Origin of the sequence: Capnocytophaga haemolytica, from assembly GCF_001553545.1 — a bacterium.
Classification (GTDB): Bacteria; Bacteroidota; Bacteroidia; order Flavobacteriales; family Flavobacteriaceae; genus Capnocytophaga; species Capnocytophaga haemolytica.
On sequence record NZ_CP014227.1, the window covers coordinates 71555 to 92737 of the forward strand.

The following is a 21183-nucleotide window of genomic DNA, read 5'->3' on the forward strand; positions in this document are numbered from 1 at the left end:
CCACAAGGTAGCGTCTTTTTATTGTCAAAAAATGAGTGAAATTATCAAACACGAGTGCGGCATTGCACTCATCCGGTTGTTAAAGCCGCTGGCTTATTACAAAGAGAAGTACGGATCGGCGTTTTACGGGATCAACAAGATGTACTTAATGCTTGAAAAACAGCACAATCGCGGGCAGGATGGCGCGGGTATTGCCAGCGTCAAACTCGATGTGGAACCAGGCAATCGCTACATTAGCCGCATCAGAAGCAACGACGCCCAGCCTGTGCAGGACATTTTTACCCAAATCAATCAGCGTATCAACGCCGAAATGAAGGCAAACCCTGCGCTGCGCGACGATGTGGCGTTGCAGAAACAGCAATTGCCCTATATCGGCGAGGTGCTGCTCGGGCACGTGCGCTACGGCACTTTCGGCAAGAATAGTATCGAGAATGTACACCCATTCTTGCGGGAAAACAATTGGATGTACCGCAACCTAATTATGGCAGGCAATTTCAATATGACGAACGTCAGTGAGCTCTTTGCTAACCTCGTTCGCCTCGGGCAACATCCTAAAGATAAGACCGATACGGTGATTGTGATGGAGGGTGTGGGTCATTTTATAGACGATGAGGTCGAGACGCTCTACCAACGGTTTAAATCGGAAGGCAAAAGCAAGAAAGACGCCACCGACCTCATTGGACAGGAACTCGACATCGAGCGTATCCTCCGCCGCGCGTCCAAACACTGGGACGGAGGCTACGTTATGGAGGGCATTTTGGGTCACGGCGATGCGTTTGTGCTCAGAGACCCCGCCGGCATTCGTCCTGCGTTTTATTACAAGGACGACGAGGTGGTGGTCGTGGCAAGTGAACGCCCAGCGATACAGACCGTCTTCAATGTCGATGCTGATGCGGTACAGGAATTGCCCGCTGGGTGCGCGATCGTCATTAAGAAGAACGGGGCGGTGCGCATCTCGCAGGTGAACGCCCCGACTGCAAACAAGGCGTGTTCGTTTGAGCGCATTTACTTCTCGCGCGGTAGCGATCAGGATATTTATAAGGAGCGCAAAGCTCTTGGGCGACTGCTTTACCCCGCCGTGGAAAAGGCGATCGCGGGCGACCTCGAAAAGACGGTGTTCGCCTACATTCCGAACACGGCAGAGACGGCTTACCTCGGACTCGTCGAGGCGGCGGAGGTGGCACTCAACGGACAAAAGGCGCAAGCCATTCGCCAAGGTGGAACGGAGGCGATAGAGCGCGTTCTCGCCCAGCGTGTGCGTACTGAGAAAGTGGCGATCAAGGATGTGAAGCTGCGTACGTTTATCACTGAGGACAGCAGCCGTGACGACCTCGTGGCGCACGTGTACGACATTACGTACGGCTCGGTGCAGCGCGGGGATAACCTTGTGATTATCGACGACAGTATCGTGCGTGGGACGACGCTCAAGAAGAGCATTCTGAGTATCTTGGGTCGCCTGCAACCGCGCAAAATCGTAGTGGTTTCGTCCGCGCCACAGATACGTTACCCCGATTGCTATGGCATCGATATGGCTCGCTTGGAGGATTTAGTTGCTTTTCAGGCTGCCCTCGCCCTTCATCGCCAGCGTGGTACTTATCACATAGTGGAGGAGGTGTATGCGAAGTGTCTTTCGCAAGTATCGCTTAGCGATAGCGCGGTTGTAAACTACGTTAAGGATATTTACACGCCGTTTACCGACGAGGAGCTGTCGCACAAGATAATGGAACTCCTACTGCCTGAAAACTTTGCTTCTGAGGTGGAAGTGATTTTCCAAACGGTAGAAAACCTGCACCGCGCGTGTCCTCACCACCCTGGCGACTGGTATTTCACGGGCGACTACCCTACCCCAGGTGGCAACCGCGTAGTAAACCGCGCGTTTATCAATTTCTACGAAGGAAACAAAGAAAGAGCATACTAATTTTAATGAGTAATGAGTAGAGAGTAGAGATTAATGATGGTAACGTAGATAATAATAAATAAAGCATAAAAAATGAATTTATAAACATACACCCCTTTTAAAAGGGGTATTTTTATGTCAAAAATCTATTTATTATATTAGTAAGAATGTCATTTTTACGATTTTTTATAAGAATACATATATAATAAAGCAATAAATCCGATTTTTAGCGTTGATAACATTTGATATACGCTAAAAAACGGATTTTTTGTTTATTTCACTTTTGAAAGTAATAAAAAAACGGATTTTTTGAGTTAATAAATATGTTTAAATAAAAAAAATATCTAAGTATTTGAGTACTTATATGAGTGGATGTGATGTTTGAGTGTTGTTTGGGTATATGGATATTAATTTTAATAGTTTGAAATAAAATAATATATTTTTTATTTAAGTTATGAAATATTATATAATATTATTCTTTTAAATAATTTCTAATATATAATCTAACGCTCTTTTATTATTCAAAATAGATCTATTATAAGGAAATATACATTTTATATTAGTTAATCTTATAAGTTTACTATTACATAATAATTTATAAAGTTTATTATTTTTATTTTTTATATTCCATTTATAATAAACTATACCAGATAGTATATCAGATATTTGTATACCTTCATTAGTTTTTGAATCTAAAAATCGTATATCATTAGAATTAAAATTTTTTATATACTTATTTATGATATCATATTTCTTTAATTCATTTAAATATTTAATATAATCTTTCATTACATAAGATTCATCATATATAATTTCAACAGGGTTATATTTCTTATCCCATCTATTATATATACTTGCAAAAGATGCAAAAGTTGGATCCAATAAAAATTTAGCATCAGAGATTATAAATGAAAATACATTATTAATATTCTTATAAATACAATCTAATATCTTTTTATATTTATTATTTACATATATTTTTAATTCATCTACACTATCTAAGAAAGGTATTAATAATTTTTTATATTTATCCATTATAAGTTTTTCATAATTAAGAAACATTTTATCAAATTTAATTATACTATCTTTATTATGTTTGCGATACATATATGTTGCTATATAGTTTAACATTTCACTATCATAATTATTAGGTAATACAAATAAAGTAACTATTTGACTTAATATTGCATATTTTTTGTTTATAACATTATATATAATCCTATTTTCATCTATCAACTTATCATTTGAAAATTTTATTATTCTATTCTGTATAATAGGATCTTTTTTATCAAAACTAGAAAATTTTAATTCTATATTTCTATCAATTTTAAAAATATTATCTTTAAAATATAAACATTCTTTTTGATTATAATTATGTGATGCTAATATAAAAATCCTTTGATTCTTATTCATCATATTATTACCTGTATAACCTGATTCATCAAAATAAATCGTATTCATATTATATTTAACTTTTTCTTACTAATCGTATTTTTCTTCTATTTTCATTTGTGAGTTCATCATAATCTTCTTTTGTTATAACTCTTTCTCCTAATCTTACAAGTCCATCTCTCTCTAACATTACATCATTAAGTGCCATTTTAGTGTCTTCATAACTCATATAATCTTTGTTTTCAATTAAAATTAATTTTCTAAGTATTGCATTTATTCCTTGAATTATATACTCATTACTTGATATTTCATTTTTTTGTATCTCTTTTGGAATAATGCTTGTGCCAAATGTTTTCAAAAAAGGTGAGTAATTTTTATCTTTTGATTTTTTATATGTTTCAATAATTTTACTACCAAGTAAATTTTTAAATTCCAAAATTTTACAATAATTTAGATCTGATGGATAAGTAAGATGTTCTATTACCCCTGTATCAAAAATATAATTAGTTTTTTCATCTTTAATAATGATTATAGGTTTATCAAAAGCTAATCTCATACCTAATTCAAACATTACATTTGGATTTTTATTACTTACATCACATAATACTATCTCATTATTATATATATTATTCACAATTCTTTCGTGAATTAACCCTATAGCTGAATCATCACTAACTATATTTGGTTCAAAGCCTACTTTTTTAATAGCTTCTTCTAATACAGTCTTAACCTCTTTCCAATGATTATCAGGATAATCATCTACAGGAGATATAGGCATAATAATACCACATATTTTTTCATCTTTTTTTTTCCTCTTTTTTATTTTCTTGAGGAATATTTTTACTTGTATTACTCATAATATAAATAATCTAAAAATTTAACCCCGCAAAATTACACAATTTTCTCCACTCCACAAAATTTTCCTTAAATTTTTTTTGCAGTTTAAAAAATTCTTTATACCTTTGCCGAATATAATCAAAATCATAGAAGTATATGAACGAAACAAAAATAGAAAAATTAGCTATTGCGAAGTTACAACATCCTGAATTTGGGCAATTGTTAGTTCGTTTTTTCGAAGATTACGAAAAATTAGGAAAACCATCCGATAAGGATGAGCATCTTAAAAAAGCGTTGGATACGCTCAAAACAGATGTTGAAAAGTACAATTTAGCGCTTAAACAGGTGAAAGCCAACGAGGAATCAGAGAAGATTTTGGCAGCGGATAAGGAGCGTTTGGCATATATGCAAATGCTTAAAAATGCGGTCAAAGCGTTTCGCATTGCGCCCATAGAGGCTGAAAGAGAGGCGTATCATTCGTTGATCTTACTGATGAATACGTACAAAGACCTGAAAAAGGAGACGTACGAGTCGAAAACGAACACTATCAACACGTTAGTAGTGCGCTTGAAGACGGATTATCACGCACAAATGGATACGCTCGAGCTTAGCAAGTTCACCGATCGCTTAGAGAAGTCGAATAAGGATTTTAACACGCTGTTTTCGGGGAGAAGTTCGGTAATTCTGCAAAAGACGCCAAGCAATACGGGAGAAATCCGTAAAAAACTTACCGAGGATTATCAGAATTTCTGCAATTACGTTCAGGCGATGGCTGTGATGGGTGTTGATGCGTATTATAAAGAGGTTCTGGCAGTTATCAACCACGGAAGGGCGTATTTTAGCAATGTGATTGTATCGAGAAGAGGAAAAGGGAAAAGAAGGAAAAAGAGAAGCATAAGGACGATAATTAGGTAGTGAATAGTGAATAGTGAAAAGTGTATAATTAAATTTTAGGATATTTTCTGATTTTTCACGATATGGAAAGAAATTTTAAAATGTTAGCTAAGACTTTCTTTGGTTTTGAGGAGATTTTAGCGCAGGAACTTCGTGAATTGGGCGCTCAGAATGTGCAAAAGGGCGTTAGAAGTGTTTCTTTTGAGGGCGACAAGGGTTTTATGTACAAATCGAATCTTTCTCTGCGTACGGCTTTGAAGATTTTAAAACCGTTGTTTTCTTTCCGTATTCGCAATGAAAAGGAGTATTATCAAAAGCTGTATGAGGAAGATTGGGAGCGTTATTTTAGTGTAAACCAGACGTTTGCTGTGTCGGCGACCTTGCAAACAGATATTTTCAACCATAGTCAGTATGTGGCTTTGAAGGCGAAGGATGCGATTGTCGATTCGTTTAGGGATCGTCGTGGAAAGCGTCCCAGTGTGGATGTGCAGCATCCTGATGTGCAGCTGCACGTTCATATTCAGCGCAATGAGGTGTTTGTGTCGATGGATAGTTCGGGAGCGTCGTTGCATCAGCGTGGTTATCGTTCGGCGACGAATATTGCGCCGATAAACGAGGTTTTGGCAGCTGGAATTTTGCTTCTTAGCGGCTGGGAAGGTCAATGCGATTTTCTCGACCCGATGTGCGGAAGTGGCACCTTTCTTATTGAGGCTGCAATGATTGCGTGTCGTATTCCCGCAAATATTCATCGGCGAGAATTTGCTTTTGAGAAGTGGAATGATTACGATCAAAGTCTTTTTGATGTAGTGTTCGATAGTTGCCTGAAAAAGGTTCGTGAGTTTCATTTTCAGATCACAGGTTACGACAAAGCGCCTTCGGCAGTATCAAAAGCAAAGGAAAATCTCAAAAATGCGAATTTGCTGGATTATGTGGAGGTTTTTCAAAAAGATTTCTTTCAAACGGAGAAAATAGACAAGGAAAAGCCTCTTCATATTGTTTTTAACCCTCCGTATAACGAAAGATTGCCTATTGACGTCGTAAAAATGTACGAATCGATCGGTGATACGCTTAAAAAACACTATCCTAACACCGATGCGTGGTTTATTACTTCAAATTTGGAAGGAATTAAGCACGTTGGGCTACGACCTTCACGTAAAATTGCACTTTTTAACGGAAAATTGGAGAGTAAATTGTTACAATATAAGATGTACGAGGGTAGTAAAAAACAAAAATACAACAAAGAGAATTAATTATGTTAAAAAAGATCTTTGGAGGAGGAAATACCTTCTTATGGTTATTAGTTTTAATGGTATTTCTCGGAAAAATAGTTCCTTTTCGAGAAGAATATAAGCCATATTTCAATTTAAGTAGCTTTATCGATTGGGGGATTGTGATTATTTTCCTTCTTTACGGTTTAAAACTAAACATTAGAGAGGTTTTTAAGGATATTAAAAACTGGAAATTGCATCTTTTAGTACAATTTGGCACGTTTGTGCTCTTCCCTGCGTTGGTTTTTGCATTTTACGGCTTCGCAAAAGGAACAGATTACTATCTTTTATGGTGTTCGATATTCTTTTTAGCGAGTTTACCATCCACTGTATCATCCTCAGTTGTGATGGTGTCGATAGCGCGAGGAAACATAACATCAGCAATCTTTAATGCCTCAATATCAGGGCTTATCGGGATTGTTGCCACTCCCCTACTGATGCAACCTTTTTTACAACACAGTGCGCAATCGGCATCACAAGGCGAGATCGTACAACAGTTATTACTGAAAGTGTTGTTACCTATCATTTTAGGATTGTTATTAAACCCACTTTTGAAAAAGTTAGTCACTAAATACAACAAATGGATTGGCAAATTCGACCGATTAATTATCTTGCTCATTGTGTATGAGAGTTTTTCAGATGCTTTTGTAAATCAAATATTTAGCAAAGTTCCTGCGATAACTTTTGCGATCATTGCTGTCTCGTGTGTAGCACTTTTCTTCATTGTTTATGGTATTTTAAAACGTATTTCGCAAAAATTAGGTTTCTCAAGAGAAGATACTATCGTTGCGACCTTCTGCGGATCAAAAAAGTCGTTAGTACACGGAAGTTTGTTCATTTTAGTGCTTGGCATACCCGAAACAGAGAAAGTTATGTTTTTATTACCGATAATGCTCTATCATAGCTTTCAATTATTCTATGTAAGCTATCTAGCAAACAAAATTGGAAGTAAAAATGAGTGAAAAAGGCTATATTCCGATAAAAGAATGGTCGGACAGCGATAAACCTCGCGAAAAGATGATCGCACAAGGCAGAAATAGCCTTAGTAACGCTGAATTATTAGCCATTTTAATAGGATCGGGTAGTAAAAATGAAAGCGCAGTCTCTCTCAGCCGAAGAATTTTGGCTTCGGTAAATAATAATCTGACAAATTTAGGGAAACTGAGTTTACAGCAATTACAGCAGTTCAAAGGCGTTGGCGAAGCAAAAGCGGTTACCATTTTAGCTGCCACAGAACTGGGAAAACGAAGGAGCAACGAACAGCCAACGGAACTCATTCGGATTGCTTCTGCAAGTAGTGTTTTCAAGCTGATGCAACCGATCATTGGCGAGCTCCCACACGAAGAATTTTGGGTATTATTCCTAAACAACACGCACAGAGTTTTACATAAAACAATGCTTTCAAAAGGCGGAATTACGTCCACAACTGTTGATGTACGTTTACTTTTTAAGACTGCCTTAGAATGCAGCGCTGTGGCCATTGTATTAGTTCACAATCACCCTGCGGGAAACTTGAAGGCAAGTGAGGAGGACATCTCTCTTACTAAGAAAGTAAAAGCAGCTGGCGACAACTTGGATATCAAACTTTTAGACCACGTTATCATCACCAACGAAGGCTTCATTAGTTTAGCTGATGAAATAAAATTTTAATTTTTTTGCTGAAAAAATTTGGCGTATTAAAAATATTGCGTACCTTTGCACCGCAAAAGTAAAAATGGTGGTCTTAGCTCAGTTGGTTAGAGCGTCGGATTGTGGTTCCGAAGGTCGTGGGTTCGAGCCCCATATTCCACCCTTTAAATAAAAGAGAGAGTGATTTTCACTCTCTCTTTTTGTTTCTATTTGAACTCTATATCATCCGCTGAGGTATACTGGATTTGCTTGGTTACAGTATGAGTATTTTTATCCTCAAACTCAAGAAACTTTCCTTTGATAATTAATTCCTGCCCATCTGTTTCGAGTTTTGTTCTAATATCTTGTGGGATATTCTTTGTATAGCCTTTTGTATAAAGCTGTATTGCTGTATTATCAGAAAACAATATAGAGGATCTTTTCACCATCTTACCTTTGTTATCCTCAACCTCCTTCATAGCAATATTTCCGTGGAGTTTCACTTCTTTTCCTACGATAAAATCACTTATAGTGGCTTTTGAAGCCTCAATAGTTTCAATTTGCGCTGGTGGTGTAGTTCCTCCTCCAAGTTGAACGTCACTTTCTTTGAGATAAATAAGTTCTTTTATTGTATTGCCATTTTCTTCAAAACTTTCAAACTTACCTGTGATAGTCACTTCTTGTCCATCTGTTTGCAACTTTGTCTGGATATCTTTTGAAAAAGAATTAAGGTAAGGAGAATAAAGCTGCAGCATTGTATTATCTGAGAATTTCACATACGCTTTTTTGCTTTGCATTGTGATAGTTCCGTGTAGTTTCACCCATTTACCTTCTTGGAAATTAGCATTAGTGGCCGTTTTTGCTTCCAAAGGAGTAATCTGGGGTGTATTAGGTGCTTTCCCGAAGGTCAGATCACTTTCTGACTCATAAATAAGCTCCTTAATGACATCTCCACCATTTTTAGGGGTATAATCTTTGAATTTACCCTTTACAGTAAGTTCATAACCTTCGGTGAGTAATTTATCCTTAACAGCAGTAGGAAGCGCACTAAAGATCTTAAAAGAAGGCGCTTGAATCTGCACCATTGTTCCATCTGAAAACTTAAAATAAGGGCGTCCCCCTTTAAAGACAGTTGTGCCGTGCAACTTAAGCTCTTCTCCCTTGGTTTTTCTGGTTTCGTAATCTGAAAGGTTTAGTTTATCAACCTCTAATGTTTGTAATTTATCATCTGTTGAAGGTGTTACTGTGCCTCCCGTAGTTTTTATGTCCGAAAGGTTGCTAATCATAAACTGATACGAAGTGTTGTACTTAGTGAGCACCCCTGTAACCTCTAAGCTGCCCGCAGGCACCTTCTCGTCCTTGAACTTCGCATATCTGCTGGTGCGGAAAGGCATCGTTTTGCCATTGGCATCGGTAAGAGTGTAATCAGTGCCTTGATATTTGTCGTTTGCCTTTAGGTGGAAAGTTTTCCCCACATCAGAGGCTTTGAACGACACTCCCTTTAAGGTTATCAGCTGGTTGAGGTTAGCTTCCGTCTTCAAAGCATCGATGGACGCATCAGCCTTAGTCAGCTCAGCGATTGTCTTAGGGGTCTCACCCAAGTTGTAAACAGCTTTGCTGTACACCGCTTGCGCCATTGTGCCCACGCTCACACGCCCCGATTTGTTAGTGTAAGTGCTGTAACCTATCTCCAACCCACCATTGGCTATCTGAGTGCTAAGCCCCTTCAAGCGCACTTGCACCTTTGCTCCCAACGGAAACTCTGTGTACAAACCGCTCTTGTCAATAGCCACCGAAATACCCTTCGTCTTTTCAGCATTTTGCAGGTATATCTTCTTATAGAAGTTACCCCCTTCGTCGCTACTGATCACATAGCCTTCGATAGCCTCATCGCCAGTGTAAGTGGTTACTGTGCTGCTTGCCTTGCCTATGGCCTGATCAAAGGTGATCACCGTACCGCTGAAACTCGGTACGTCTTTCTTTAGCTTGTTCAAATCAGGAAGATCGTAATCATCGTCCTTCACACAAGCCGTAATAGTAAGTAGCCCAAGTGCCAATGCACTCCCTGCTACCAATAATCTCTTTAGTTTCATATGGTTATTCTTTTAAATTCTATTATCTAACTTCCAATTTTTACTGTCTGACTTCCTTACAGGCTCACCGCTAAGTTCACCATATAAGTGCGTCCGTAGCCTACAAAGTAGCGATTGCCAAAGGTAGGAACCCCTTGTGCGTTATCAAGCACCATCTTGCCGTAGTTTGCCGTGCGCGATTGCTCAAAGCCTCCCGACACAAACTCTGTGCCAAGCACATTGTTCACACTGATAAGCAAGCTCACATACGTCTTGTTCAGTCGCCACGACTTGCCACCAACTAAGTTCACTAAGAACACATCGTCCAAGCGTTCTTGTTTGAGGAGCTTACGCGCCAAGTCGGTGTCAATATTAGTGAAATAGTTGTGCGTATTAGGGTCGATAAAGAAGCGCGAAGTACGGTTGATCGCCGAGAGCGACACGTAGTTCTGTGCCAATAGGTTAGCCGTAGCCCCTACCCACCAATACTTCGGACTGCGGTATTCAAGTCCCAAGGAATATGCCTGTTGAGGTCCGCTGGGTACGTGGTAGTTCTTCATCGCTACTTCGTCCACCTGCTGTATGCCTATTTCGCCCGAGGAGATGTACATCTTCGGATTGTTCACATAAGTGTATTGCCCTATACCCGCAGCAGCCGTGAGCTTCACATTAGGGATTAACTGCACCTCTGCACCCAGCTCTAAGCCGAAATGCTGCTTCTTGATGCCATCGACTGTTTGCGCCACAAAGTCGTTGTTGATCTCGTCAGTGAGCGAAGTCTCGGTGTAGAAGAAGTTCGTTTCAGCGGTATTCTCTATCTGAGTGAAATAGCCCGTTAAGCGTCCCTTTACGTTGGGCAACCGCAGTATATAGCTCGCATCGGCAGTGTATGCCAACTCATTCTCAATATTGGGCAATAGGCGGTTGGAGTTGCGAATGTTCACATAAGTGTTGCGCACCGATTGCGGCGTATTGAAGTAGCCGACATTCGCCTGCAACAAGTGCCTGCCCGTAAGCGAATAGGTAATCCCTGCTTTGGTGCTCATTCCGCTGAACACCTGCTTTGCACCCTTGCCGTAAGAGTCGGGGAAGAGCTCGTAGTTGAACTTGCCCTCACGCTGGTAGTCAGTGTAGTGATAACGCCCAGCCACAAAGAGCTCCGCCTTCTTAAAGTTGAACTCCAACTGCGTAAAAGCCTCCCCTACATTGCTCTGCAAGCCGTAGAAATAGTTCCACTTATCACCCTTGCCTTTCTGCCGATTAGCCTCATTCAAGTCATAAGCCTTACCCGTGAAGTAATCGTAATTCATAAAATAACTACCGCCGAGCAAGTCGTCCACCTGTGCGTAATTATCCGAATACACATTGCGGTACACCAAGCCCGAAGTCCATTTGATGTGCTCGTGCAGCGGAGTCGAGAAGTTGATATTCCCTGAGAAAGTACGCTCACGGTTCACATCGTTGCTGAGTATAAACGCACTGCGCCCGCCGCTGACGTTGCTGTTGGCTAAGTACATCGCAGCCCAATCGAGTTGCCTATGGCTGAGGAAATAATCCCTTTGCAACTCAGCCATCGAACGGTCAGGTCCCTGTTGCTGATTGAGATAATAGCTGGGCATACTCTTGTAGTAATTCGGCTCGGGGTTCTGCCCATTGGCATAGCTGATACGCGTATTGCCAATTTCGCCAAACTGATAGCCGAGGTCAATGTTCAGCCGCGTATCATCCTTTTCATAGGCGTACGAGAGCGTAAAGATAGGCTCAGAGATGATGCGGTTGCGCGAATTGCGCTTGTCGCCCTCTTGGTTGCCCCAATACGGATTGTACTGATAGCCTGCCAGGTCAATCATCTCACGAGTCAATGGCGAACTCTTACCACGCTGCACAGGGGCGTATAAGCCCATCAGATTAAAGCTGTGATGGTCATTGAGCTTATACTCTACCGCCGCCGCGAAGCCATAAGCATCGTAGAGCGTACCATCAACCCAAGTGCCTTGTGCCGACCAGCGTTTGGATACCGAAAGCATATACGCCAGCCCATTGCGCCCTACCCCCGAATTATAAGTAGCCATCAGTCGCCCAGCGTAGCTGCGATTGCTCGCCGAGGTAGTGAGACGCAGCCCCGCACGGTTGAGCGAAGGGCGCACATTGATGTAAGTCGAACCCTGCAAGCCACCAAAAGTGTAGCCCGACTTTGTGATGCCATTGGTGAGCTCTTGGTTGCGCGTAACATCGTTCAGCCCGCCCCAATCTGCCCAGAGCGCACGCCCATTCTCGAGCTTATTCATCGGGATACCATTTACCAACACGGTGAGGTCTTTAGAGTCATAACCGCGTGGTTTGAAAAACACCGAACTGAAATCGAAGGCAGCACGGCGTGTAAACACATCCTGTGAACTCTGCAACAGCCCCGACATCATATCAGCAGTGCTTTCATCGTCCTCCAATTCACTCTCAGAAATCACCGCCAGCTGCTCAGTTTCCTGCACCACATCTGAACTCATATAAAATGTAGGAACTTCAAATGTTGAACCGCTGACATTCACTTGGATTCGCTTCTCAATATACCCTGGAAGCGAATAATGCAAAAGGTATTTCCCCTCAGCGAGTTGCATCGTGAAATGCCCCTCACTGTCAGTCAGCACCTCCTGCCGTGGATTATCTACACGTACCTTCACCCCTTTCAACGGATTCCGAGTCTGTTCATCTACAATAGTTCCCTCCACAACAGTCTGCGAATAGATCGAAACGGATATGAATAATAGCACATAAAAATAAAACGTCTTTAACATAATATAAGGTTGATTTTATTTAGAAGCCAAAGGTACGAAAAATGTTTATATCAACAAAATAAAAAGCGCCCATTTTTGTATTAAAAATGGACACCTATAAATTCAATATTGATATTCAGCTAAATACAACCACCTTCGAATATATTTATTTTTTATTCGCTACGAAAATATTTGCTCTAATATTTTAAATGTAATCAAATAAGTAGGTTTTACCCCAGTGGTGCCTAAGCCTCCCGAAGCCAATGTACTTCCCGTTTCCAAGGGGTTATCTGAGGCATAATAAGCATAGCGTACCTTCACATCCTCGCGGATACTCTTGCGCACCTTTGAAGCCGATTGAATCGCTTTCTGATAATGCACTCCCTCCATCTCTAAGCCTATGGCATTCCAAGTAGAGTGCAAGAAGAATTTCAAAATATCTTTGTTTTGCAAAGAAGTGCCTAACACCGTAATCATCGAACCCTCAAACACCTTTAAGCCATTACCCTCAAAGTCTTTCTTACTAAATTCATTCTTAAAAGGATAATTATCTGCAGTACCTTCAAATATATGTGCCGTAGGAATCATCAAATCTCCTTTTTCACCCTCTAAGATACCCGCCTTCCCCATAATAGAAATAGAAAGCACATCCAGAAAGTACGTTTTTCCTTCTCTGTGGAAAGGCTTCAGTAATTCATCAATCGTTTCGTACGCCTGCTCACCAAAAGCATAGTCCATCACAATGATAACAGGAGGTTCTTGACCTTTGATCGTTTTAATTTGGTAAGGGGTATTTGAAAAGTCAATCTTCGCAGTGTCAAAGATCTGTATATCAATATTCGTCCCTGAAGTGTCGTCCAATGATACCATTCCATTTTTCTGGGCATAATCCTTTACCTTCTTGCGAAGTGCTTCATTTTCCGACTTGCTGAGAAGTTCAAAAAGTTCAATCCTCGAAGTCACTTCTACCTCGTTATGTAGAGCCTTTTCTGCAAATAAACTATTCATCACACTGTGCATATTAGCACTAATAATGTGTAATGGACGCTGCAGAAGACCTTTGCTGTACAACAGTCGCTTAATGTTCTCTGCCCATATCTCACCGTGCACGTGGTGACCTAAGCGCTCACGCAGCACAGTACTAAAGGTGATGGTGCGCTTATCATCATTAAGCAATTCATTCAAAGCCCGCTTGCCCAACCAATAGATAATGTGGATAAAGCGGTCTGGCTGCGAAGTTGTTGCAAATGATTTATGAACTTCTAAAATCTCCTCAAAAGTACGTCCTAAGATATTGCCTATGTGAATAAATGTAGCCTCTCGTTCTGCCTGCGTGAGTTTACCTTTTGACACTGCCCATTCCACCTTTTCCCAATCGTGTGAAATCTTATTTTCATCCAATAAAATATGCTGTGCTATCTTATGTGATTCGATAAATAAAAAAGTAAGGTGCGTTAGCACATCGTAAATATCAGAGCGTCCACGAGTAATCTCAATATTCATCTGCTGATCGTCAATTCGATAACAATTACGCCTACGCTTGGGCGGAATAATAGGCTTAAAATGCGATTTACGGTAACCTTCATCGGCAATAAGGTTGATAAACTTGCATTGTTCAATCCCCTCAGGAAGGCGCTCAAGTACGTATGTAAGTCCACTGAGTTCTACCTTTGACTCAGCAATTGTACCGTATATTTCAGGTCTTAACACCAAAAGTGATTCCCTGAGAGTTTCCCCTGAAACCCCCATAGGTTTATAAAATCCACGCGAAAATAAATGACGCATTGTTACATACATACGCTCAATAGCAGCTGTCGATTCTTGAACTCTGTTTCTCATAGTTTTCTTGTAATAAAATTATTGCTCAAAAGTTATATGTCGTATAATTCACTTGCCTTTTCGTACACCAAGTCGCTCTCCCACCCTCTATAAAGCAAATAATTTACTAATTTAGCCCGAGCCTTATAAGGATTCTTTTCCTTAATAGAATTGTACTTTCGCTCCGCAATATCGTCGAAAACACTTGCGTATTCATCTTCATCAAGTTCCTCTAAGGCTGCATCTATAATATATGATGATAGTCCTTTCATCTTCAATTCTCGCTCAATACGCACGCGTCCCCACTTCTTTATTCGAAACTTCCCTCGAGCATAGCTCTTAGCATATCGCTCCTCATTCAGGTAGCCATTCTTAATAAGATGTACCACAATCTCATCAATGGCAAGTGGTATCATCCGCATCTTCCGAAGCTTTTCTACTACCTCCCGATGGCACCGCTCCTGATAAGCACAATAAGCCTCCAATTTTAGCTTTGCTTCATCTACCGAGTATACCTTTACCGTTTCATTCATAAGCGCAAAAGTACAAAAATAGTTTATAGATACAAAAAAAGTATAGAAATATACATCTCTATACTTTTCTCTTTTACATTAAATTCTTTTATATGAGGAACTTCATTCTTAGAATATCGATTCCAAATCCTTTTTGTATTTTCCGAGCAACGCTCTTGAAATACCAAGATTTGCTTTTGTTGAATCCACTACTAAGTAGATGAAATAAGTCCCACTTGGGGCCATATCAATTAGATGAATTTGGTCTGTCAAGTTGATAATAATATCATCTATCTTCTCTTTTGAGGCCAAACCTAATACTTGCAAAGCATTTTGCTTTGCCTTCACTACCTCTAAGTTATAAGCCGAAGCTAAATTAGGATCAAAATTAGAGTCTACTGACTCAGATCCATAAGATACTCCTGAACGGACCTCTGTTACAGATACCGCGATAAATCCAGGGACATTCACTTTGATGTCCTGAATAAATTTGTCTAATACATTTGTCATTGTCTGTTAAAATTTAATTAATAATTATTACTCAGTTACGCTTAAAAGAAGAGGCATCAAGCGGATTCGAACCGCTGTATAAGGTTTTGCAGACCTCTGCCTAGCCCCTCGGCCATGATGCCTTTTAATTTCAGGTTGCAAATGTATAACAAATTTTCAAACTAACCAAATCTTTTTCGATTTATTTTTACACTTACAGCCTCCACATCTCCTCCGATGGGCGGATTTATTTTTGAAATCTTTATTGTTATCTCCTTAATATCAGCGAGTTCCTTAAACGTACGCTCAATAATTCTACCAGCTACGTGTTCCAATAATTTTGAACGAATTGCCATCTCTTCTTTAACAATTTTGTTCAAATGTACATAATCCACCGTATCTGACAGGGCGTCCGTCTGTGCCGCCTTATTCAAATCTAACTTTATTTTTACATCTACTCTGTAATCACTCCCTATCGCTCCTTCCTCTTCCAAGCACCCGTGATTAGCCCATACACGTATATTCTTTAGTAGTATTGCTCCCATTCTTACGCCTATCGCTGTGCACACTTACAGTTACTAACCCCTTGGAACAAGTCTAACCCAAGTGTTACTACGTGCGTCCCTGAGTTATACCCTATAATCTCATTCAGTGTTAACTGATAAGAGTAAGCAAAGTACACCATTCCTTTCTTTAAACCAGCTGCAGGTCCTATATTTAAAGGTTTAAATATTTGGTCATTGAGTGAACGATAGTTAACCCCTACCCAGTAATAATCCTCTAAATCCATCCAACGAAACTTCAAGTTGAAGTCAGTCACCGAACGCCCATCACTCTCATAATATTGGTATAATACTGATGGCTCAATCTCAAAATTGCTATTCTTATCTCTTTTATAACGATACCCCACATAAAGCAAGTAATTGCGCAAAGCCTTTGGTTCCAACTTATAAAATTTTTCTGTATCCTTATTTAAGATATTCATCGCTGTCAGGTTTGCAAACCATCTTTTATAACGGTAAAGCACCCCTACATCAAAGTTGTGATTCACTGTAAAACGATCGTTAGTAACCGCTTGGTCTGGAATCGCCCTGTTGAATTTATCAATATCTATTCTAAAGGTGTTCACCGCGTATGAAATACCAAAAGAAACAAAGTGGTTGTCATAACGGTCTAATGTAAGGTGGTGCGCAAAACTCGCCTTACCACCCATCTGATGAGTAAACCCATTCTTGTCATTATAGAGCATCAAGCCTGCTCCACTGCGTTCTCCTAAACGCATATCTCCAGCAAGTGACTGGTAATCAGGAGCACCCTTTACACCTACCCATTGAGTCACTCCCGATAAGCGGATCCTTACAAAGTCCCCAATACCTGCATACGTCGGAGTGATCAAAAACTCACTATCCGCCAGATATTGATTTTGCTGAGGTAAGTTCATCTCTTGAGAAAAACTTACTCCTCCTAATGCAAATACTGCCAGAATTAACAATACTATTCTTTTCATTGTCGATAAAAATTAACTTAAACTACTTTCTTGCTATAAATATAAACTAAAAAAACATTGCACTCTCGTTGTATGTACAACGCACAAAATTTTCCGCAAATATCTTTATAATTTTTCTATTATCCTACTCTTTTTTCAATCTTATGATCATTTTTAACATATTTAATTTTTATTTAACATTTTAAGAGCACCGTCAAATATTCTATAAAACTCCTCTCTTTTGTATATAATTTTCATTATAAAAAACTATAGTGTGAAATATATTCACTTTTCACGCGTATTGTGTAATAAATCGCCAGCTGAGAAATAGACGCTTTACACACCTGTGTAAAAAATATTTTAACTTTTCACAAAAGCTATTTTGAGCCAAAAATGACCCTATCCAAACTCATTTTGCATCACAATTCATTCAAAATTATCGTTGTTATTACAACGATTTTGAAGACTTTTTGATGTAAAATATAGTCGCTATCAACAAAAGATGTAAGTATATCGAATACTTCACCAAATCGACATAATCCATCGTATGAGCAAAATGATATAAAGCCAAAACCTGCGCCCCATAAGGGATCAAGCCTTGCCCGTAACAAGAAAAAATATCCAACACCGAAGCCGCACTGCGCAAAGGCACCTTAAACTGCTCTGCCAACGTCTTGCTCACCTTCGAAACCACAAGTATTGCCACCGTATTATTAGCCACACACACATCCGCAACTGCCACCAACACCCCCATACCCAATAAGGCTGAAGCCCTGCTCTTAACACGCCTCGCTATCAAGTTCATCAAAAACTGTATCCCTCCAAAATACTCCACCAATAATGCCAATCCTCCTACAAAAAAGTATAAAAAGAATAGCTCCGACATATTCGTGAATCCCTCATAAGTATACTTAGTAAAGTCCAGAAACCCAAACTTCCCATACAAAAGTCCCGTTATGCCTGCAAAAATAACCCCTAAAAACAGTGACACAAACACATTCACCCCAAAAAGCGAGATAACCACCACCGCCAAGTATGGCAGTATCAACACCACGTTGAAATCCTTCTGCACTTCCTGCACACTATATTGCTGTGCTTCAGGGTCCCCTATGAAAAACAATATCACCACCGTCAGCAGTGCCATCGGCAAAGCAATCTTCGCATTAGCTTTCATCTTCTCATTCATCTGGCACCCCAGCGACTGTGTGGCAGCAATCGTAGTATCCGAAATAAGCGAGAGATTATCCCCAAACATCGCCCCCGACAGCAAGCAAGCCCCAATAAGCGCCGTATTCGAATGGCTCTGCGCCGAGAGATCAAACACTATTGGCGCCAGCGTCATAATCGTACCTACCGACGTCCCCGTAGCAAACGACAAAAACGACGCAATCACAAATATCCCCACAGGAAAATACGCAGGCGAGATGTAATACATCCCCATATTCACAATACTGTCGATACTCCCCGAAGCCTTCGCCACCGAAGCAAAAGCACCTGCAAGCAAGGCAATAACACACATTTTCAGCACATTGCTATCACCCGCCCCCTTAAAGAATAGCTCTATCTTCTCTTCCAAAGGCGCCCTATACACCAGCAGCGCAACTACCACCGCAAACAACGCTATAATAGGCGCTGGCAACGAGTAAAAATTATCAAAATAAAGCCCGCTAACCAGAAAAATAACCACAAACAGCAGCAGCGGAACAATCGAAATAATATTAGGCTTACGCATACACACAGTTTTAAAAAGAAAAAAGCCCCAACCCTTATGATGGGCTGAGGCTTTGTGCGGGTGAAGGGACTCGAACCCCCACGCCGTGAAGCACTAGATCCTAAGTCTAGCGTGTCTACCAATTTCACCACACCCGCAAGTGATGAACTCCAAACGTTTTTTCGGGCGCAAAAGTAGCTATCTTTTTTATTCCCTGCAAGTATTTCGACAATTATTTTCAAAAATAATCATCAACACCCTATCATTCAAATGCTTATAGCGAGTAAAAAACAAACAATAGCTACCCTGTCAGATCTTAAGCTCACTTAAAACCCAACACACCTCACTGCATTATCTCTGCAAAAACCCTAAAAACGCGGCAATTTCTCAGGCGTAATATGCGTAGTATCATACCCTGCAAAATGCTTCAAATAATTTTGCAACGTAGTGCCATTCTTATCGGCAGCCGCATAATTCCCTTTCCTCTTTAAGAACTTTTTCACTCTGCTCGCCCCTACTAAGTGCGCCGCAGCCAATATGCCCGACTCGGTAACCTCTATCCCATTGATACGCTTACCCGCATATTGGTTAATCTCATTGCGTAAAAACCACTTATTACGCTGCAAACTCAGGGTAAACAACCGCTCCTGTTGCTCAGGCGATTTCAAAAACTCATCGGCATCTTTCACACCATAAAATGCTAAAGCCGACTTACCAAATTGATATTTACCCATATAGCCATATCGGTTCACGATGGAGTAATCACCCCTTGACTCCCGATAAGCTAAGGCCTCCCTGAAGCCTATAAAACTCTTTCCCGTTGAAAGCATTTTAAAGCTAAACAACTCAGGGTCACTACTTATTTCTTTTGGCATAGTGGTAACCAAACGAGGTATGTCAACTACAAAACTCGGAGGAATTATTGAACGCTTCTCTTCCTCATTCTTCACGGTGAACCCAAAACATAGGGTCGCCAAAATAATCAACAAATACCTCTTCTGTACATTTTTCATATATTTTGTTTTCTTTAAGACTTACACCTATGCTCCCATCAAAAAGCATACCAGCTTAAAATTAATTCGGCGGCAAAATTACAGCTTTTCTCCAAATTGAGAAAATTCAAACCCTTATTTTGAACCATTCAAAGCTAAAACACTTTGAAATTCAATCCCTAAAAAACTAATCTACAACACACTAAAAGAAAACATTCCTAAGGTGGTATTCCTATTAAAAAAATACATCCTTCACTTTCTTTACCCTAAAATAATAAACACCAAAATCACACCTATTATATAATGAACCCCCATCAAACCCCTCTCCTACCCCACCAACAACAAAAAAAGCTGTTCGACCTCTCGAACAGCTTTCTGTACTTTAACACTCCTTACTCCACCTTCTGCAATGCCAAGAGCTCCTCGCCAGCAGCGTTGTACAGCATCATATCCGTACCGCTAATCTTATAGTGCGCTACCTCAGTGAGGGCTTGTTCAAAGGCATCTGCTACCTTCATCTTATCAGGACAAAGCATTTGCGTAACCGCTATGTCCTTGCCAAATGCCAACTCCTTGTCGCTCACTTTTTCAATAGAACCACTGAAATTATTGCAGCTATCATTCCCTGAGATGCGTTTCTCATTGAGGTTCAGCTCCACACGCGGCTGACTATCCTTCTTATTGATTGCCTGCCCTTTGATATGGCTTACAACCCACTTACCGTTCAATTGCTGATTGGGTTTGCCGTCATTCTTCACAAAAGCAAAAAGCTCCTTGCCAGCCTTGTCAAAGAAGCGCAACTCCTCACCCTCTACCTTGTAGATCGCTGCGTGAGGCAAAGCCATAAGGTAGTCTGTTTCAATCGTTTCACCTGTACAAAGCATCTTAGTGCTCGCCATAGCCTTGAAGGTAATCTGCTGAGTGCCAAGCTGGCTTACCCCACCAAAGTAATCATTACAACCTGCATTGCCATAGACGCGCATTTCCTTCAGGTCTACCTGAAAAGTAGGCTTTATCACCTTGTCCAGCACTGCGCTTCCCTTAAAAGTCTTGAGCTGCCACGAAGCTGCCAACGCTATGCGAGGGTCAGGCTGACTTTCTTTCACCTGCACCAATTTATAGGCAACAGCCGAGGCATCAGCAGCCTCTCCTTGGGCTTCCTTTGTAAGTGGCGCTACTTCCACCTTCTTGATCACGCCCTCCTCAAACTGAAAGCCTTCAATCCCTTGACGGAAAAGCGTCCATTGCGCCTTATCGAGCGCATCACCTTTGCTTACAAGCAAGCACTCGCCTTGTGCTTCTTCGCCGCAATTTACCTTGAAGCCTGCTACCCATAAGGTCTCCGTAGCCTGCTTTGTCCCGCACGACTGCAACAGCACCACTGCCATCACAGCCACTAATGTTTTTAAATGTGTCATTTTATCTATTATTTTAAA

The 21183-nt window shown here is 40.3% G+C and carries 17 protein-coding genes and 3 tRNA genes; 6 read left to right on the forward strand and 14 right to left on the reverse strand.

The genetic code is table 11. The features are described from left to right. Window positions 1–31 precede the first annotated feature (31 nt). The gene (locus AXF12_RS00405; RefSeq protein ID WP_066427602.1) at window positions 32–1918 is read left to right on the forward strand and encodes an amidophosphoribosyltransferase; all 1887 of its coding nucleotides are present in this window, start codon (window positions 32–34) and stop codon (window positions 1916–1918) included. A gap of 459 nt (window positions 1919–2377) precedes the next feature. Here the strand turns inward: AXF12_RS00405 and AXF12_RS00410 are convergent, their stop codons facing one another. Then, the gene (locus tag AXF12_RS00410) at window positions 2378–3358 is read right to left on the reverse strand and encodes a DUF3800 domain-containing protein (RefSeq protein WP_074860924.1); all 981 of its coding nucleotides are present in this window, start codon (window positions 3356–3358) and stop codon (window positions 2378–2380) included. Window positions 3359–3365: 7 nt separating this feature from the next. Next, window positions 3366–4067 carry a hypothetical protein gene (locus AXF12_RS00415; RefSeq protein WP_066427606.1) on the reverse strand — a complete coding sequence of 234 codons (702 nt, stop codon included), beginning with the start codon at window positions 4065–4067 and terminating at the stop codon, window positions 3366–3368. Between the two features lie 215 nt (window positions 4068–4282). Here AXF12_RS00415 and AXF12_RS00420 point away from each other — a divergent pair, with 215 nt between their 5' ends. From AXF12_RS00420 to AXF12_RS00440, 5 genes are all read left to right on the forward strand, one after another. Further along, window positions 4283–5041: a DUF6261 family protein gene (locus AXF12_RS00420; protein WP_066427608.1), complete on the forward strand. Its 759-nt coding sequence runs from the start codon at window positions 4283–4285 to the stop codon at window positions 5039–5041. 62 nt (window positions 5042–5103) lie between these two features. Beyond that, window positions 5104–6270: a THUMP domain-containing class I SAM-dependent RNA methyltransferase gene (locus AXF12_RS00425; RefSeq protein WP_066427610.1), complete on the forward strand. Its 1167-nt coding sequence runs from the start codon at window positions 5104–5106 to the stop codon at window positions 6268–6270. Window positions 6271–6272: 2 nt separating this feature from the next. Beyond that, window positions 6273–7250, forward strand: a complete 978-nt coding sequence (locus AXF12_RS00430) for a bile acid:sodium symporter (RefSeq protein WP_066427612.1) — start codon at window positions 6273–6275, stop codon at window positions 7248–7250. A gap of 10 nt (window positions 7251–7260) precedes the next feature. Next, window positions 7261–7938: a RadC family protein gene (radC, locus tag AXF12_RS00435; protein WP_066431635.1), complete on the forward strand. Its 678-nt coding sequence runs from the start codon at window positions 7261–7263 to the stop codon at window positions 7936–7938. Window positions 7939–8004: 66 nt separating this feature from the next. After that, a tRNA-His gene (locus tag AXF12_RS00440) sits at window positions 8005–8080 on the forward strand. A gap of 43 nt (window positions 8081–8123) precedes the next feature. Here AXF12_RS00440 and AXF12_RS00445 read toward each other — a convergent pair. The 12 genes from AXF12_RS00445 to AXF12_RS00500 form a co-directional block, all read right to left on the reverse strand. Continuing rightward, a complete protein-coding gene (locus tag AXF12_RS00445; RefSeq protein WP_066427614.1) occupies window positions 8124–9989 on the reverse strand; it encodes a DUF5689 domain-containing protein in 1866 nt (621 codons plus the stop codon). Window positions 9990–10045: 56 nt separating this feature from the next. Further along, entirely contained in the window at window positions 10046–12760 is a 2715-nt protein-coding gene (locus AXF12_RS00450) for a TonB-dependent receptor (RefSeq protein WP_066427620.1), read from the reverse strand. Between the two features lie 159 nt (window positions 12761–12919). Next, window positions 12920–14578, reverse strand: coding sequence for a DUF6909 family protein (locus AXF12_RS00455; RefSeq protein WP_066427621.1), 1659 nt, complete (start codon window positions 14576–14578; stop codon window positions 12920–12922). A 32-nt stretch (window positions 14579–14610) separates the two neighbouring features. Next, complete coding sequence (locus tag AXF12_RS00460) at window positions 14611–15090, reverse strand: regulatory protein RecX (RefSeq protein ID WP_066427623.1); 480 nt, start codon at window positions 15088–15090, stop codon at window positions 14611–14613. A 108-nt stretch (window positions 15091–15198) separates the two neighbouring features. Further along, a complete protein-coding gene (locus AXF12_RS00465; protein ID WP_066427625.1) occupies window positions 15199–15579 on the reverse strand; it encodes a hypothetical protein in 381 nt (126 codons plus the stop codon). 51 nt (window positions 15580–15630) lie between these two features. Next, a tRNA-Cys gene (locus AXF12_RS00470) sits at window positions 15631–15701 on the reverse strand. Window positions 15702–15740: 39 nt separating this feature from the next. Further along, window positions 15741–16103, reverse strand: coding sequence for a dihydroneopterin aldolase (gene folB / locus AXF12_RS00475; protein WP_066427628.1), 363 nt, complete (start codon window positions 16101–16103; stop codon window positions 15741–15743). An 8-nt stretch (window positions 16104–16111) separates the two neighbouring features. Continuing rightward, on the reverse strand, window positions 16112–17065 hold the full coding sequence (locus AXF12_RS00480) for a PorP/SprF family type IX secretion system membrane protein (RefSeq protein WP_066427630.1): 954 nt from the start codon (window positions 17063–17065) through the stop codon (window positions 16112–16114). Between the two features lie 427 nt (window positions 17066–17492). Beyond that, entirely contained in the window at window positions 17493–18776 is a 1284-nt protein-coding gene (locus AXF12_RS00485) for a Na+/H+ antiporter NhaC family protein (protein ID WP_066427632.1), read from the reverse strand. A gap of 55 nt (window positions 18777–18831) precedes the next feature. Then, window positions 18832–18913: transfer RNA gene (locus tag AXF12_RS00490), tRNA-Leu, on the reverse strand. Window positions 18914–19123: 210 nt separating this feature from the next. Continuing rightward, entirely contained in the window at window positions 19124–19768 is a 645-nt protein-coding gene (locus AXF12_RS00495) for a peptidoglycan-binding protein LysM (protein WP_066427634.1), read from the reverse strand. Between the two features lie 371 nt (window positions 19769–20139). Beyond that, window positions 20140–21165: an META domain-containing protein gene (locus tag AXF12_RS00500; RefSeq protein WP_066427636.1), complete on the reverse strand. Its 1026-nt coding sequence runs from the start codon at window positions 21163–21165 to the stop codon at window positions 20140–20142. Window positions 21166–21183: the final 18 nt, after the last annotated feature.